General features: G+C 68.7%; 14 protein-coding genes. 9 read left to right on the forward strand and 5 right to left on the reverse strand.

The annotated features are described in order from the left end of the window. Nucleotides 1–17 precede the first annotated feature (17 nt). Nucleotides 18–1,343, forward strand: coding sequence for a serine hydrolase (locus QZ670_RS18830; protein ID WP_294258436.1), 1,326 nt, complete (start codon nt 18–20; stop codon nt 1,341–1,343). Nucleotides 1,344–1,425: 82 nt separating this feature from the next. Beyond that, the gene (locus tag QZ670_RS18835; protein ID WP_294258438.1) at nt 1,426–2,586 is read left to right on the forward strand and encodes a heparan-alpha-glucosaminide N-acetyltransferase domain-containing protein; all 1,161 of its coding nucleotides are present in this window, start codon (nt 1,426–1,428) and stop codon (nt 2,584–2,586) included. On the opposite strand, the gene QZ670_RS18840 is transcribed toward QZ670_RS18835, so the two are convergent. Genes QZ670_RS18840 through QZ670_RS18850 form a run of 3 tightly spaced genes read right to left on the reverse strand, consistent with a single transcriptional unit; the run spans nt 2,581 to nt 4,191 of the window. Beyond that, the gene (locus QZ670_RS18840) at nt 2,581–2,841 is read right to left on the reverse strand and encodes a hypothetical protein (protein WP_294258440.1); all 261 of its coding nucleotides are present in this window, start codon (nt 2,839–2,841) and stop codon (nt 2,581–2,583) included. The genes QZ670_RS18835 and QZ670_RS18840 overlap by 6 nt on opposite strands. Continuing rightward, nucleotides 2,820–3,359, reverse strand: coding sequence for a GNAT family protein (locus QZ670_RS18845; RefSeq protein ID WP_294258442.1), 540 nt, complete (start codon nt 3,357–3,359; stop codon nt 2,820–2,822). The genes QZ670_RS18840 and QZ670_RS18845 overlap by 22 nt, the downstream gene beginning before the upstream one ends. 1 nt (nt 3,360) lies before the next feature. After that, nucleotides 3,361–4,191: a TIGR00266 family protein gene (locus QZ670_RS18850; RefSeq protein ID WP_294258444.1), complete on the reverse strand. Its 831-nt coding sequence runs from the start codon at nt 4,189–4,191 to the stop codon at nt 3,361–3,363. 291 nt (nt 4,192–4,482) lie between these two features. Between QZ670_RS18850 and QZ670_RS18855 the strand changes: the two genes are divergently transcribed. The 6 genes from QZ670_RS18855 (at nt 4,483) to mmsB (ending at nt 10,507) form a co-directional block, all read left to right on the forward strand. Beyond that, the gene (locus tag QZ670_RS18855) at nt 4,483–5,982 is read left to right on the forward strand and encodes a CoA-acylating methylmalonate-semialdehyde dehydrogenase (protein ID WP_294258446.1); all 1,500 of its coding nucleotides are present in this window, start codon (nt 4,483–4,485) and stop codon (nt 5,980–5,982) included. 41 nt (nt 5,983–6,023) lie between these two features. Next, the gene (locus QZ670_RS18860) at nt 6,024–6,461 is read left to right on the forward strand and encodes a hypothetical protein (protein ID WP_294258650.1); all 438 of its coding nucleotides are present in this window, start codon (nt 6,024–6,026) and stop codon (nt 6,459–6,461) included. Beyond that, nucleotides 6,458–7,603, forward strand: a complete 1,146-nt coding sequence (locus QZ670_RS18865; RefSeq protein WP_294258449.1) for an acyl-CoA dehydrogenase family protein — start codon at nt 6,458–6,460, stop codon at nt 7,601–7,603. Before QZ670_RS18860 ends, QZ670_RS18865 begins: the two co-directional genes overlap by 4 nt. Next, complete coding sequence (locus QZ670_RS18870; RefSeq protein ID WP_294258452.1) at nt 7,600–8,637, forward strand: enoyl-CoA hydratase/isomerase family protein; 1,038 nt, start codon at nt 7,600–7,602, stop codon at nt 8,635–8,637. The genes QZ670_RS18865 and QZ670_RS18870 overlap by 4 nt, the downstream gene beginning before the upstream one ends. A gap of 12 nt (nt 8,638–8,649) precedes the next feature. Then, nucleotides 8,650–9,426: an enoyl-CoA hydratase gene (locus QZ670_RS18875; protein WP_294258454.1), complete on the forward strand. Its 777-nt coding sequence runs from the start codon at nt 8,650–8,652 to the stop codon at nt 9,424–9,426. A gap of 139 nt (nt 9,427–9,565) precedes the next feature. Then, complete coding sequence (gene mmsB / locus QZ670_RS18880; RefSeq protein WP_294258457.1) at nt 9,566–10,507, forward strand: 3-hydroxyisobutyrate dehydrogenase; 942 nt, start codon at nt 9,566–9,568, stop codon at nt 10,505–10,507. Nucleotides 10,508–10,640: 133 nt separating this feature from the next. On the opposite strand, the gene QZ670_RS18885 is transcribed toward mmsB, so the two are convergent. Then, nucleotides 10,641–12,662, reverse strand: coding sequence for a thioredoxin family protein (locus tag QZ670_RS18885; RefSeq protein WP_294258460.1), 2,022 nt, complete (start codon nt 12,660–12,662; stop codon nt 10,641–10,643). Nucleotides 12,663–12,742: 80 nt separating this feature from the next. Between QZ670_RS18885 and QZ670_RS18890 the strand changes: the two genes are divergently transcribed. After that, nucleotides 12,743–14,386 (forward strand): alkaline phosphatase family protein, encoded by a 1,644-nt coding sequence (locus QZ670_RS18890; protein ID WP_294258462.1) that lies wholly within the window; start codon nt 12,743–12,745, stop codon nt 14,384–14,386. A 146-nt stretch (nt 14,387–14,532) separates the two neighbouring features. Here QZ670_RS18890 and QZ670_RS18895 read toward each other — a convergent pair whose 3' ends face one another. Further along, nucleotides 14,533–15,432, reverse strand: coding sequence for a right-handed parallel beta-helix repeat-containing protein (locus tag QZ670_RS18895; RefSeq protein ID WP_294258463.1), 900 nt, complete (start codon nt 15,430–15,432; stop codon nt 14,533–14,535). Nucleotides 15,433–15,472: the final 40 nt, after the last annotated feature.

Consider the following 15,472-nt stretch of genomic DNA (forward strand, 5'->3'; position numbering starts at 1 on the left):
AGGGGGAGACCATTTCGATGCGTGCCATCGCCGTTCTCGCGCCGCTGCTTGCCTGCGCCACGCCCTGCCTGGCACAGACCGCACCCCCTGCTCCCGTCGCTGCCCCCGTGCAGGCGGCCAAGGAATTTCGCGACCGTGTCAACCAGCTGCCTGACCTGCTGCAAGGAAAGGGCGACTATGAGGGCGCCTTCTCGGACGCCTTCCGCGCGCAGCTGCCCAAGGCCAAGTTCGATGCGGTCCTTCAGCAGATCGCAGCCGCCGCGGGCCCCTATGCGGCCCTGCAGAAACTCGACGCAAAGACGCCGTGGAGCGGCACGCTGACGGTCGAGTATCGCGATGCGATCGCCACCATGGCGATCTCCGTCGATCCGGCAGGCGACCACCGCATCACCGGCCTGAGGGTGCAGGGTCTGTCCGCGCGCGCGACGAGCCTCGACGCCGTCGAGGCGGCGCTGAAGGGGTTGCACGGCCGCACCGGCTATGTGCTGGCCCGACTGGGCGACGGCGCGCCGCAGTTGCTCCGCCAGCACAATGCCAACCAGGTCTTCGCGATCGGCTCCGAATTCAAGCTGGTGATCCTCGCCGAGCTGATCCGCGCGACCAACGCCGGCGAACGCACGTGGGACGAGCTGGTCACGCTCGACGGCAGCGAACTGCCCGGCGGCGGGTATACGGCCAAGCCCGCTGGAACCAAGGTGCCCTTGCGCGAACTCGCGACGCAGATGATCTCGATCAGCGACAACAGCGCGACCGACATTCTGCTCAAGACGCTGGGACGCGCGAAGGTGGAAGCGATGCTGCCGGTCCTCGGCATCGCCGATCCGGCGCGCAACCGGCCGTTTCTCGGCACCGGCGAGGTCTTCAAGCTGAAGACCATCCCGGCCTTGCGCGACCGCTACCTTGCCGCAAACGAAGCCGGGCGCCGCGCGCTGCTCGCGGGCGCGGTGGCCGCGACGCCGCTCAGCCAGGTGAACGGCGCGCTGTTCTCCGCCGGCAAGCCGCTGTCGATCGACAGGCTCGAATGGTTCGAGACGCCCAACGACCTGGTCCGGGTGATGGACTGGATCCGCCGCAACACCGAAGGGCCGAACGGCGCCGACGCGCGCGCCGTGCTGGCGAAGAACGCCGGCATGCCGCCGCTTGCCGCGGGCAAATGGAATTACGTCGGATACAAGGGCGGGTCCGAGCCGGGGGTGGTCGCGATGACCCTGCTGCTGCAGGGCAAGGACAGCGGCTGGTACGTGCTTTCCGCCAGCTGGAACGACACCGCACAGGATGTCGAGCAGAGCCGCTTCGCCGGGCTGGTGAGCAAGGCCGCCGAGCTGGCCGCTCCGGCACGCTGAGCAGGCGCGGCCGTGCCGGGAAGGACGGACGACCCACAAAAAGGGTTGTCGATGACGTAACATTGTATCATTTGTCCTGCGCATGCTCCAGCTTTCGTCGACCGTTGCCCTGGCCGTATCCGCGCCTCCCCGCATCCGCTCGATCGACGCGCTGCGCGGGCTGGTGATGCTGCTGATGCTGGTCGATCACACCCGCGAGTGCTTCTATTCCACCGTGCCGGTCGCTGATCCGCTCGGCCCGGAAACGCCGACCGCGCTGTTCCTCACCCGCCTCACCGCGCATTTCTGTGCGCCGGTGTTCGTCTTCCTCACCGGACTGGCGGCATGGCTCTATGCGCAGTCGCGGGGTGGCGCCGCGGCGGCGTCCGACTTTCTGTGGAAGCGCGGACTGTTCCTGATCGTGCTGGAACTGACCCTGGTCAACTTTGCCTGGGGTTTCGATCTCACACCGCCGATGCTCTACCTGCAGGTGATCTGGGTGATCGGGCTGTCGATGCTCGCGCTGGCGGCACTGGTCCACCTGCCCCGCCCTACGCTGATTGCGCTAGGACTGGCGATCGTGCTGGGGCACAATCTGCTCGATGGCGTGCACGTGACGTCGGAACCCGGTCGCGCGCTCTGGGCGGTGTTGCACGAGCGCACGATCTTCGACCTGCCGTGGGGCGGACGCCTGCGGATCAGCTATCCGCTGCTGCCTTGGATCGGGGTGATCGTGCTCGGCTATACGCTGGGACCGTGGTTCGCGCGCGGGGTGCACGCTGGCACGCGACAGCGAAAGCTGGTGGCGGCGGGCCTCGCCGCGCTGGCGCTGTTCGTCCTGCTGCGCGCGACCAACGTCTATGGCGATCTCCATTTGTGGCAGGCGGGCAGGGACGCGCTCGGCACCGCGCTTCAGTTCGTCAACCTCACCAAATATCCGCCCTCGGCCGATTTTCTGCTGGCAACGCTGGGAGTCGGGCTGATCGTGCTGGCGGCCTTCGAGCATCTGCCCGAGCGGGCGGCGCGGCTGCTCGCCGTGCTGGGCGCCGCGCCGCTATTCTTCTACCTCTTCCACCTATACCTGCTGCGCGCTCTCAACCTGACGGCCGGCTGGGCGCTGGGTGTGCCGGGGCCGGTGAGCGTGCCCAACGTCGCCGGGCTCTGGCTGTTGGCGGCTGCGGTCGCGCTACCGTGCTGGTTTGCCACCCGCGCCTTCGGTGACCGCAAGCGTCGGAGCGCCGCCTGGTGGATGCGCTATCTATAGGTCGCCGCGCATCCGCCGCTGGTGATACTTCACCCGCACGGTGACGCCGAGCACCATCAGAAAGAAGGCCAGCCCCAGCACCGCCGCGGGCACCGCGATCGGCAGCGGCCACACCTTCGCCCGCAGCGCCGCGAGCAGTGCGCCGAGCACCGCCAGCCACACCGCGCCCATCCGCAGCGGCCGCGCGATCTGCTTCAGCTCCGCCTTGTAGGCGGCGCGCTCGGCAGGATCGTTCAGGTTCGGCGGGGTCGGCATGTCCAGTCTTCCTTCAGCAGCCCGTAGAGCGTGGTGTCTCGGACGCCGATATGGGTCTCCCATTCGGCGCGCAGCACCCCTTCCAGCCGGAAGCCCAGCCGTTCGAGCAGCCGGCGCGAATACACATTGTCCGGGTCCGTGTCCGCAAAAACCCGCCGATGCCCTTCGGCGAGGAATAGCTGGTCTAGCACCGCACCGATCGCCTCCTCGGCGATCCCCTGCCCCCAATGCGACCGGGCGAGCAGATAGCCGATCTCGCTGACCGCGGGCCGCTTCTCGCCCACCGCGACATAGCCGATCGCGGTATCGTCGCCGGCAAGCGTGATCGCCCAGACACGCCAGGCCGGATCGCCGCGCGAGAGGCTGGCCCGGGTCTGCTCGACGGTCTCGTGGGGCGCGTGGCTCCACCAGGTCATCAGCTCGGGGTCGGAGAGGCTGGGGAACAGCGCCTCGGCATCGTCCACCGTCCGCGGCCGCAGGCGCAGCCGCACGGTGGTCAGCACGGGCGTGTCGGCCATCTCAGCGATTGCCGCCGATGAAGTCGCCCAGGCCTCCCAGCACCGAACCCTCGCCGCGATTCTGCCCGCCGCCATTGGCCGCCGCGAGCATGCGGCCGGCCAGCCGCGCGAAGGGCAGCGACTGGATCCACACCTTGCCGGGCCCGCGCAGCCGCGCGAAGAACACGCCCTCACCGCCGAAGACCATGCTGCGCACGCCCCCGACCGAGACGAGATCGAAATCCACCGACGGCGTCAGCGCGGCAAGACAACCGGTATCGACATGGAGTTCCTCGCCCGGCGCCAGCTCGCGCTCGACGATCGCGCCGCCCATCTGGACGAACACCCAGCCGTCGCCGTCGAGCCGCTGCATGATGAAGCCCTCGCCGCCGAACAGCCCGGTCATCACCCGGCGCTGGAAGGCGATGCCCATCTGCACGCCCTTGGCGGCCGCGAGGAAGGCGTCCTTCTGGCAGATCAGCGTGCCCCCGATATCGGCCAGCCGCAGCGGCACGATCGCGCCGGGCACCGGCGAAGCGAAGGAGACGCGCGCCTTGCCGCTACCCTGGTGGGTGAAGACGGTGGTGAACAGCCCCTCGCCGGTGACCAGCCTTTTGCCCGCGCCGAGCAGCTTGTCCATGAAGCCGCCGCCCTGGTTGCTGCCGTCGCCGAACACGGTCTGCATGGTGATGGCGGCATCCTTCCACACCATCGCGCCGGCCTCGGCCACCGCGCTTTCGCCGGGATCGAGCTCGATCTCGACGAACTGGAGCTCCTGGCCCTTGATCTCGAAATCGATGTCGTCGGCATAGCCTTCGCGGCGCGTGTGCGACCAGGGGCTGATCGGCGGCATGGGTCTCTCCTGCACCTGTTGCAGGCGCCTAGTACACCAAAGACCATCGGTCGGGGAAGCTGCCAAGCGCTCTCCGTCGTCATCCCGGCGAAAGCCAGGATCCATTCGCCTCTACGTAGGGGATGGCGCCGCGCCGTCCTGGCAAATGGATCCCGGCTTCCGCCGGGATGACGATGTTGATGGGAGAAAGCCCTCCCCATCGCCCGGGGTGACATCCCGGATGCGCTGTGTCATTGCGCAACTTAATTACAAGGCATGAGTCGGCGTCCAGCCGATCCGCAGGAGAGTATGATGCGTGTTATCGATCATGTGATCGTCGGCCATTCCGGCGGCGGCGCGGGCCGCCGGTCGGACGTTTTCGACCCCAATAGCGGCGCCGTGCAGGCGCAGGTGGCGCTCGGCACCGCTGCCGATCTCGACCGCGCGGTCGCCGCCGCGATGGCTGCGCAGCCCGGCTGGGCCGCGACCAACCCGCAGCGCCGCGCCCGCGTGATGTTCCGCTTCAAGGAGCTGGTCGAGGCGAACATGGACGCACTCGCGCACCTGCTCTCGTCCGAGCACGGCAAGGTGATCGCCGACGCGAAGGGCGACATCCAGCGCGGGCTCGAGGTGATCGAGTTCGCCTGCGGCATCCCCCACGCGCTCAAGGGCGAATATACCCAGGGCGCCGGCCCCGGCATCGACGTCTATTCGATGCGGATGCCGCTCGGCATCGGCGCGGGGATCACCCCGTTCAACTTCCCGGCGATGATCCCGATGTGGATGTTCGGGGTGGCGATCGCCTGCGGCAATGCCTTCATTTTGAAGCCCTCCGAGCGCGACCCCTCGGTACCGGTCCGCCTCGCCGAGCTGATGCTGGACGCCGGTGCGCCCGAGGGCATCCTGCAGGTGGTGCAGGGCGACAAGGAGATGGTCGACGCGATCCTCGATCATCCCGCGATCTCCGCGGTGAGCTTCGTCGGTTCGTCCGACATCGCCCATTATGTCTATCGCCGCGGCGTCGAGGCGGGGAAGCGCGTCCAGGCGATGGGCGGCGCCAAGAACCACGGCATCGTCATGCCCGACGCCGATCTTGACCAGGTCGTCGCGGACCTCTCCGGCGCGGCGTTCGGCTCGGCGGGCGAGCGGTGCATGGCGCTCCCCGTGGTAGTGCCGGTCGGCGACAAGACCGCCGATGCGCTCCGCGAAAAGCTGATCCCGGCGATCGAGGCGCTGCGGGTCGGCGTCTCCACCGATGCGGAGGCGCAGTACGGCCCGGTGGTCAACGCCGCGCACAAGGGGCGCGTCGAGAACTGGATCCAGACCGGCGTCGACGAAGGCGCCGAGCTGGTGGTCGACGGCCGCGGCTTTTCGCTCCAGGGGCACGAGAACGGCTTCTTCATCGGCCCATCGCTGTTCGACCGGGTGACGCCGGCGATGAAGAGCTATCAGGAGGAGATCTTCGGCCCGGTCCTCCAGATCGTCCGCGCCCCCGATTTCGAGACCGCGCTGCGCCTGCCGAGCGAGCACCAGTACGGCAACGGCGTCGCGATCTTCACCCGCAACGGCCATGCCGCGCGCGAATTCGCGGCCCGCGTGAATGTCGGCATGGTCGGCATCAACGTGCCGATCCCGGTGCCGGTCGCCTACCACAGCTTCGGCGGCTGGAAGCGCTCGGCGTTCGGGGACATCAACCAACACGGCATGGAAGGCGTCCGCTTCTGGACCAAGGTGAAGACCGTCACCCAGCGCTGGCCCGACGGCGGCGTCGGCGACGCGGCCAACGCCTTCGTCATCCCGACCATGGGATGACGGGGGTGCGGCCTGCGCTTCTTCCCCTCGCGATCGGCTTGGTGGCGATTGCCGCTGCGCCTGCGATCGCGGGCGAATTGAACGGGCCAGGCCGGTTCTGCGGCTATTCGCCCATCATCGACCTCAAGGCCGGCGAGCGGATCGTCACGCTCGAAGGCGGCATCCATGCAGGCACGTTCCGATGGGAGGGCGCCTTCGGCACGCTTGAGGTTAGCGGCATTGGCTGGGGCGCCAAACCTCGGGCGCGGCAGATGAAGGACCGTACCGCCGGCGGGCAGATCCGGTTCGCGCAGAAGAAGGTTGGCGGCATCTATCAAGTCGCGATCTGGAACGGCCGGCAGGGTGCGGCCTATTTTAAATCCATGCACCCACTTTCGGCAGCACAATTGGCGGCGATTGATCGGGTCATCCTTTTCCAGGAAGGCGAAGACCCAGGCCGCTGCGATCTGAAAACCATTTTCGCTTGGGATTTCGAATGACCCACCAGTTCGACCTCACCGACGACCAGCGCCAGATCCAGGAGATGGCGCAGAAGTTCACCGCCGATGCGATCACCCCGCATGCGGCCGAATGGGACGAGAAGCACCTCTTCCCGCGCGAGACGATTCGGGCCGCCGCCGAGCTCGGCTTCGCGGCGATCTATGTCTCGGAGGAATCGGGCGGCATCGGCATCGGGCGTCTCGAGTCCGCGCTGATCTTCGAGGCGATGGCCTATGGCTGCCCGTCCACCAGCGCGTTCATCTCGATCCACAACATGGCCGCCTGGATGATCGACCGCTTCGGGGCGCAGGCTGTGAAGGACAAGTATCTCCCCAGCCTCGTCACGATGGACCGGCTGGCCAGCTACTGCCTCACCGAACCCGGCTCGGGCTCGGACGCCGCCGCACTCAAGACCCGCGCGGTGCGGGACGGCGACCACTACATCGTCACCGGCACCAAGCAGTTCATCTCGGGCGGCGGCGAAAACGACCTCTATGTCACCATGGTCCGTACCGGCGAGGACGGCCCCAAGGGCATCTCCGCGCTGGTGATCGAGAAGGACATGCCCGGCGTCAGCTTCGGCGCGCAGGAACGCAAGCTCGGCTGGCACTCGCAGCCCACCGCGCAGGTGAACTTCGATTCCGTCCGCGTGCCGGTCGAGAACCTGATCGGTGCCGAGGGCGAAGGCTTCCGCATCGCGATGATGGGGCTGGACGGCGGGCGGCTCAACATCGGCGCCTGCTCGCTCGGCGGCGCGCAGCGCTGCCTCGACGAAGCGGTGCGCTACACCCAGGAGCGCCGCCAGTTCGGCAAGGCGATCGCCGACTTCCAGAACACCCAGTTCATGCTCGCCGACATGGCGACCGAGCTGGAGGCCGCCCGCGCGTTGCTCTACCTCGCCGCCGCCAAGGTGACCGCCGGCACGCCCGACAAGACCCGCTTCGCCGCCATGGCCAAGCGCCTCGCCACCGACACCGGCTCGGCGGTGGTCGATCGTGCGCTGCAGCTGCACGGCGGCTATGGCTATCTGATGGACTATCCGATCGAACGCTTCTGGCGCGATCTCCGCGTCCATTCGATCCTCGAGGGCACCAACCAGGTGATGCGGATGATCGTCGGGCGGGAGCTGGTGCGCGAATGAGCGACGTCCTGACGAAGATCGAAGGCGCCGTCGCTCGTATCCGCCTCAATCGCCCCAAGGCCCTCCACGCGCTCAACACCGCCATGTGCCAGGCGATGCTCGACGCGCTCGACGCCTGGGAGCAGGATGACGCCGTCCACATCGTCCTGCTCGACCATGCCGAGGGCCGCGGCTTCTGCGCCGGCGGCGACATTCGCATGATCGCGGAGAGCGGCGCGAGCGATGGCGCCGAAGCGGCGGATTTCTTCCGCACCGAATACCGGCTCAACCACCGGCTGTTCACCTATCCCAAGCCGATCGTCGCCTTTGCCGACGGCATCGTGATGGGCGGGGGTGTCGGCATCTCGCAGCCGGCGCGCTATCGGGTGGCGACCGAGAACACCAAGTTCGCCATGCCCGAGACCGGCATCGGCCTGTTCCCGGACGTCGGCGGCGGCTGGTATCTCTCGCGCCTGCCCGGGCGGATGGGCGAGTATCTGGCGCTGGCCGGGCACCGGCTCGACGGCGCCGAATGCCTCGCGCTCGGCCTCGCCACCCACTACCTCCCCGCCGAGGCGCTGGCCTCGGCCAAGGCGCAGATCACCACCGCGCCGGACAAGGCGCTGGCGATCCTCGACGATCTGTCGATTGAACCGCCGATCGCCAAGATCCTCGCGCATTACGCCGATATCGATCGGCTTTTCGCCGGCGACACCGTCGAAGACATCTTCGGCGCGCTCGAAGCCGAGGACAGCGAGTGGGCAGCCGCGACCCTCGCCACGCTGCGCACCAAGTCGCCGCAAGCCTGCAAGGTTTCGTTGCGGATCGTCCGCGAAGGCCGCACGATGCCGGACTTCGCGGCCGAGATGGCGCAAGAATTTGCCGTCGCCACCCGCGTCTGCCGCCTGCCCGATTTCGCCGAGGGCGTACGCGCCGTGATCCTCGACAAGGACAATAGCCCGCGTTGGTCTCCCGCCACCCCGGACGCGGTGGACAGCGCCGCGATCGACGCCATCTTCGCCCCCCTGTCCGCCGACGCGGCCTGGGCGCCCTGAACGGAGAACCCCATGTCTTCCTACGAAACCCTCCTCGTCGAACAGCGCGGCGCCGTCACGCTGATCACGCTCAACCGGCCCAAGGCGCTCAATGCACTCAACAGCCAGGTGCTGACCGAACTGCTCGACGTGACGCGCGCCTTCGATGCCGACCCGTCGCAGGGCTGCGCGGTGCTGACCGGCAGCGAGAAGGCCTTCGCCGCCGGCGCCGACATCAAGGAGATGCAGGCGCAAGGGTTCGCCGACATGTACGGCCATGACTTCTTCGCCGGCTGGGACGCCTTCACCCGCACCCGCAAGCCGATCATCGCGGCGGTGTCGGGCTATGCGCTGGGCGGCGGCTGCGAAGTGGCGATGATGTGCGACTTCATCCTCGCGGCAGACACGGCCAAGTTCGGCCAGCCCGAGATCAAGCTAGGCGTCTCGCCCGGCATGGGCGGCTCGCAGCGGCTTACGCGGGCTGTCGGCAAGGCCAAGGCGATGGAAATGTGCCTCACCGGCCGGATGATGGACGCCGCCGAGGCCGAGCGCGCCGGGCTGGTCAGCCGCATCCTGCCCGCCGCCGAACTGGTCGAGGAAGCGGTGCAGACCGCCGCGACGATCGCCGCGATGCCCCCACTGGCGGTGAAGGCGAACAAGGAGATGGTCAACGTGGCGTTCGAGACGACGCTGGCCCAGGGCGTACAGTTCGAGCGCCGCCTGTTCCACGCGCTGTTCGGCACCGAGGACCAGAAGGAAGGCATGACCGCGTTCGTCGAGAAGCGTCCGGGGAACTGGACGGGGCGTTGAGGCACTGAACCACTCCCCATGCGCTCCCCTCCCGCTTGCGGGAGGGGTCGGGGGAGGGGCTGGAATGGAGAGTGGAGGGCAGGCGCAACCGTCATCCCCTCCCAGCACGGGGTGAAAAGCGCCCCGCGCTTTTCAGGTCATGCCGGGGCATGACCGACCCCATGCTCCCTCCCGCAAGCGGGAGGGGAAATTTGAGAGGAAGCAGATGGCACGCGTAGCAATTATCGGCCTCGGCAACATGGGCGGCGGGATGGCGGCGAACCTCGCCAAGGCCGGCCACGACGTCCGTGCCTTCGATCTGTCCCCGGAAGCGCTGGAGCGCGCGAAGAAGGCCGGCTGCCTGCCCGCCGCGAACACCGCCGAGGCGATCGCCGGTGCCGAGGCGATCGTCACCATGTTGCCCGCCGGGCGGCATGTGGAGGCGCTCTACACCGAGACGCTGCTCGACCATGCCGAGGCGGGCGCGATCCTGATCGACTGTTCGACGATCGACGTCGCCACCGCCCGCCGTGTCGCCGAGGCGGCGACCCAGCGCGGGCTGCTGGCGGTCGACGCACCGGTGTCCGGCGGGATCGCCGCGGCGACGGCCGGCACGCTCACCTTCATGGTCGGCGGCGCGGTGGCGGCGTTCGAGCGCGCCGAGCCGTTCCTCGAGGACATGGGCAAGGCCGTCATCCATGCCGGCGCCAGCGGCGCGGGCCAGGCGGCCAAGATCTGCAACAACATGATCCTCGGCGCGACGATGGTCGCGACCTGCGAGGCCTTCGCGCTCGCCGAGAAGCTGGGGCTCGATCAGCAGCGCTTCTTCGACATCGCCTCGGTCTCCTCGGGCCAGAGCTGGTCGATGACGAGCTATTGCCCGGTCCCCGGTGTTGGCCCGGAGACCCCCGCCGACCGCGACTATCAAGGCGGGTTCGCCGCACCGCTGATGCTCAAGGACCTCAAGCTGGCGCTGGAAGCGGCGGCAAGCGTCGGCGCGCAGGTGCCGATGGGCGAGCGCGCCGAGCAGCTCTACGCCGCGTTCGTCGAGGGCGAAGGCGCCGCGCTGGATTTCTCGGGGATCATCAAGACGCTGCGGTGAGAGGGTGGCCGCTCCCCAACCGCGTCATTTCGGCGAACGCCGGAATCCATTGGGGTTTCCCTTTCGGCTCTTGCTGAAGCCGAGCGGCGAATGGATCCCGGCTTCCGCCGGGATGACGGCAGGTGGAACGCCCTCACCCGCCCTTTGCGCGGCTTGCCAGCAGGTCCTGGGTCAGCACCTGCGGCAGCACTTCGGGGGAGTCCTGCCCGGGCTTGTACCAGAGGTAGAGCGGCACGCCCGCCCGGTTGTGCGCCTCGATGAAGCGGCCGAGCGTGGCGTCGCCATTGGTCCAGTCGCCGACCAGCACCGCGACCTTGCCATCGGCCAGCGCCTTTTCGACGGCGGCGGTTTCGATCACCGCCTTCTCGTTGACCTTGCAGGTCAGGCACCAGTCGGCCGTAAAATAGGCGAAGACCGGCCGCCCCTGCGCCCGCAACTCGGCGAGGCGGGTCTCGCTGAACGGCTGCGCCCCGGCCATGGCGGCGGGTGCGCCGCCCGCCGCGGCCGGACGGACCAGCACGACGCCGCCGAGCGCCAGCAGCACCAGCGGCACCGCCGGCAGCCAGGCGCGGCTGCGGCCCTTGGCCTGCCGGGCACCTGCCCACCACAGGCCGAGCGTGGCGAGCAGTGTCGCGGCCAGCCCGATGGTCATGCCGTCCACCCCGGCCTGCTTGCCCAGCACCCAGGCGAGCGCCAGCGCGGTGAGGAACATCGGGATCGAGAGGATGTGCCGCATTGTCGCCATCCATGCCCCCGGCTTGGGCAGCTTGCGCCGGAAGGCCGGTACGAAGCCGAGCAGCAGGAACGGCAGCGCGATGCCCAGCCCCAGCCCGCCGAAGATCGCCAGCCCGGCGAACCACGGGAGCACCAGCGCCGCGCCCAGCGCCGAGGCCATGAACGGCCCGGTGCACGGCGTGGCAATGAACGCCGCCAGCGCGCCGGTGGCGAAGGCACCGCCATGGCCCTTGCTCGCCGCGCGGTTGACGAAGGCGGGCGTGGTGATCTCGAACAGCCCGGCGAGGTTGAAGGCGATGGCAGCAACCAGCAGCAGCAGCACCAGGATGACGCGTGGATCCTGCAGCTGGAACGCCCAGCCCACGGTCGCCCCCGCCGCCCGCAGTCCAAGCAGCAATCCGCCCAGCGCCAGGCACACCGCCACCACGCCGGCGGTGTAGGCAAGCGCCTCGGCGCGCGGGCTGCCGGCATCGTTGTTTGCCTTGGCGAAGCTCAGCGCCTTGAGACTGAGGATCGGGAAGACGCAGGGCATCACGTTGAGGATCAGCCCGCCGAGCACCGCCGCGAAGAACGCACCGATCGCCGCCAGCCACGGGGTCGCCGCCGGCTTAGCCGCAGCGACGGTGCCGGGCTTGGCGGTGACGATCAGCCCCTGCCCGTCGATCGCCAGCACGCCTTCGAGCGCAGCCGGTGCCGTGCGGACCTTGGTCTCGAGTACCAGCCGGTCGCCGTCGCGGGTGACGGTCTGCGGTGCGGCATAGTCGACGGCGTTGGCGGTCAGCGGGTAGAAATAGACGTCCTTGGCCGCCGCCCCCGCCGGATAGGGCACCGCAATCCGGAGCGTGCCGCCCTGGGCCTGGAAGGTCGCCGGGGTGCTCAGCGGCTTGGGCAGCTTGGCTCGCCAGCCATCGAACTTCGCCCGCGTCACCCGGTCGATCGCACCGTCGCCAATGGTGAGGCTGGTCTCCAGCTCCGCCTTTTCGGGCACGCACAGCGTATCCGTGCAGACGAGATAATCGAGCTTCAGCTTCACTGGCAGCACGCCCGTGGCGTCCGACGGGATGTGCAGCGTCGTCAGCCGGACGAAGGTGCCTTCATAGACATAGTTCATCAGCCCGGCGATCAGCAGCCGCTGCGGCACCGGATAGCGGAATGTCTCGGCGGTGGTGCCGGCCGGCAGCGTCCAATGCGCCTCGGCGGGCAGGCCGGCATCGCCGGGGTTCTGCCAATAAGCATGCCATTTCGGATCGGGCGTGGAAACCAGCGCCAGCGTGACGTCGCTGCCAGGCTTCGCGGTCGCCGTCTCCGCCACCAATTCGCTTCGGACATGGGGGCCCTTGGCGAACCCTTGTGCCATCGCGGGCGTGCCGCCGAGCAGGAGCAGCAGGAGCGACATCAAAGCGAAACGAAGCTGGGCCATGGCGCCGTCCTTGCCCAGTTCGCCGCGTTCGACAATAGCTGGGTGTACCAACGTCCACCCGTGCCCGGAGCCGGCCCCGAATGAAATTGCTTGCCCCCCTCGCCGCCCTCGCGCTGGCCGCCACCCCCGCCCTCGCCCAGCAGAGCGCACCGGCAGCCGCGCCCGCACTGCCCGCGACGCCGCCCAAGCTGGTGGTGGTGATTTCGGTCGACCAGTTCTCGGCCGATCTGTTCGCCGAATATCGCAGCCAGTTCACCAGCGGCTTCGCCCGGCTGATGACCGGCGCGGTGTTCCCGGCGGGCTATCAGAGCCACGCCGCGACCGAGACCTGCCCCGGCCACTCGACGATCCTCACCGGCGACCATCCGTCGCGCACCGGGATCATCGCCAATGACTGGACCGACTTCGCCGCGCCGCGCGCCGACAAGACCGTCTATTGCGCCGAGGACGAGACCGTGCCGGGCTCGGATTCGAACCACTACACCGTCTCCGACAAGCATCTGAAGGTGCCGACGCTGGGCGAGTGGATGAAGCAGGCCGATCCGCAGTCGCGCGTCGTGTCGGTCGCCGGCAAGGACCGCGCCGCGGTGATGATGGGCGGCCACAAGGTCGACGAGCTCTGGTGGTGGGACGGCAAGGCGTTCGTGTCCTACGCCGGCCGCACGGCCCCCGAGGCGGTGACCAAGATCAACGCCGCGACCACCGCACGCATCGCCGAGGCGCAGCCTGCGCTCGATCTGCCCGGCTTCTGCCAGGCGCGCAGCCGCGCCATCCCGGTCGGCGGCAACAAGACCGTCGGCGACGGTCGCTTCGCCCGCGCCGCGGGGGACGCCAAGGCGTTCCGCGCCTCGCCCGAGATCGACGATGCGGTGCTGGCGCTCGGCGCCAAGCTCGCCAGCGACATGAAGCTCGGCCAGCAGGGCCATACCGATCTGCTCATCCTCGGCGCCTCGGCCACCGACTATGTCGGCCACAGCTATGGCACCGAAGGCAGCGAGATGTGCCTGCAGCTGCTGTCGCTCGACCAGACGCTGGGCCGGCTGTTCGACGCGCTCGATCGCACCAAGGTCGACTATCAGGTGGTGCTGACCGCCGACCATGGCGGCCACGACCTGCCCGAACGCCACCGCGAACATGCCGCACCGACTGAGCAGCGCGTGACGCCCGAGGTTACCACCACCGGCATCAGCCGCGCTCTGGCGGGCAAGCTGGGGCTGACCGGCCCGGTGCTGGTCGGCGGCCCGGGCGGCGACGTCTACGTCACGCCGTCGGTCCCGCAGGCCAAGCGCGCCGCGGTGCTGGCCGAGGCGGTGAAGCTCTATACCGCGAACCCGCAGGTGCAGGCGGTGTTCACCCGCGCCCAGATCGAAGCGACGCCGATCGTTCATACCCCGCCGGAAACCTGGAGTCTGCTGGAGCGCGCCCGTGCCTCGTACAACCCGGAGCGCTCGGGCGACCTGATCGTCGCACTCAAGCCGCGCGTAACGCCGATCCTCGATCCGGTGGGAGGCTATGTCGCGACGCATGGCAGCTTCTGGGACTATGACCGCCGCGTGCCGATTCTGTTCTGGCGCAAGGGCATGACCGGCTTCGAACAGCCGCTGTCGGTGGAAACGGTCGACATCGCGCCGACGCTGGCCGCGCTGATCAAGGTGCCGGTGCCGGTGCAGATCGACGGGCGCTGCCTGGATATCGACGCGGGCGTGGGCGACAGCTGCAAGTAACGCCCCTCAAATCCCCCTCCCGCCTGCGGGAGGGGCTAGGGGAGGGTATGACGTGGCGGCTCTTTCTACAGCGCCTTCGCCCGCTACCCTCACACACCCTCCCCCGTCCCCTTCCGCAAGCGGGAGGGGAGCGCAGACGGAGAGGCTTACCGCTTCTCGAACGCGCGCATGCCCATGAGCCGGTTGTTCGCCACCGTGATCCGGCCGCCGGACAGATCCGCCACGAACGCCGGGTCCGCCGGTGCCCCCGGCGCCAGTCCGGCGGTGTTGCCCTCCACCTTCAGTCCGTCGGTCGGATAGGTTCGCGCTTCCGCCGCGACGACGATCAGCCCCGAACGGTTCTCCTTCGCCGGCCCCTGCACGAACATATTCTGCGCGATCGTGCCCGTGCCGCCTTCCGGCAGGTCGATCATATAGTTGGTCTTGCGCCCCGCGCTGTCGTCGAAGCTGTTGCCGGTGATCACCACGCGCCGCGCGCGCAGCTTCACATAGTGCCCGCCGGTGCCGCGCTCGAAGCGGCTGTGGGTGATCGTCACCTGCCCGTCGACCGAGAGATACACCGAATGCGAACAGTTTGGCGATTCGTCGCACTGGCCTAGCCCGGCGAAGCTGGAGCGATCGATGGTGATGCTGCGCACGGTCGGGTGCCCCCCGCCGAGAATGCCCTCCTGGCTGTCGAGGAAGGTCGAGCGGGTGACGGTCAGGTCGCCCATCTCGATTCGGATGCCCGCGCCGTTGCCGTCGCGCACGCGGAACTTGCGAAAGACCACGCCGTCCACAGCCGATCCGCGCCCGCGCAGCACGAAGGCTGCCTTGTCCTCGCACACGGTGCGCTCGAAGATCGCGGTGCCCGGCTGCACCGCCTTGTAGGTGATCCGCCCGGCCGCCTGCACCGTGCACTCGTGATAGGTGCCGGGCGCGATCAGAATCGTCGCGGTGCCGTCCCGCACCGAGGCGACGGCGGCGGCAAGCGTCGGATAGCCCTGCCCCGTCTCTGCGATGGTGAACGGCGCGGCGGCGGCAAGCGCGAGCAAGAAGAGCGACATGCCCGCATCCTGCCACGCCCGCCGTTAAAAATCCGCCGAT

Origin of the sequence: uncultured Sphingomonas sp. (assembly GCF_913774285.1) — a bacterium.
Taxonomy (GTDB): domain Bacteria; phylum Pseudomonadota; class Alphaproteobacteria; order Sphingomonadales; family Sphingomonadaceae; genus Sphingomonas.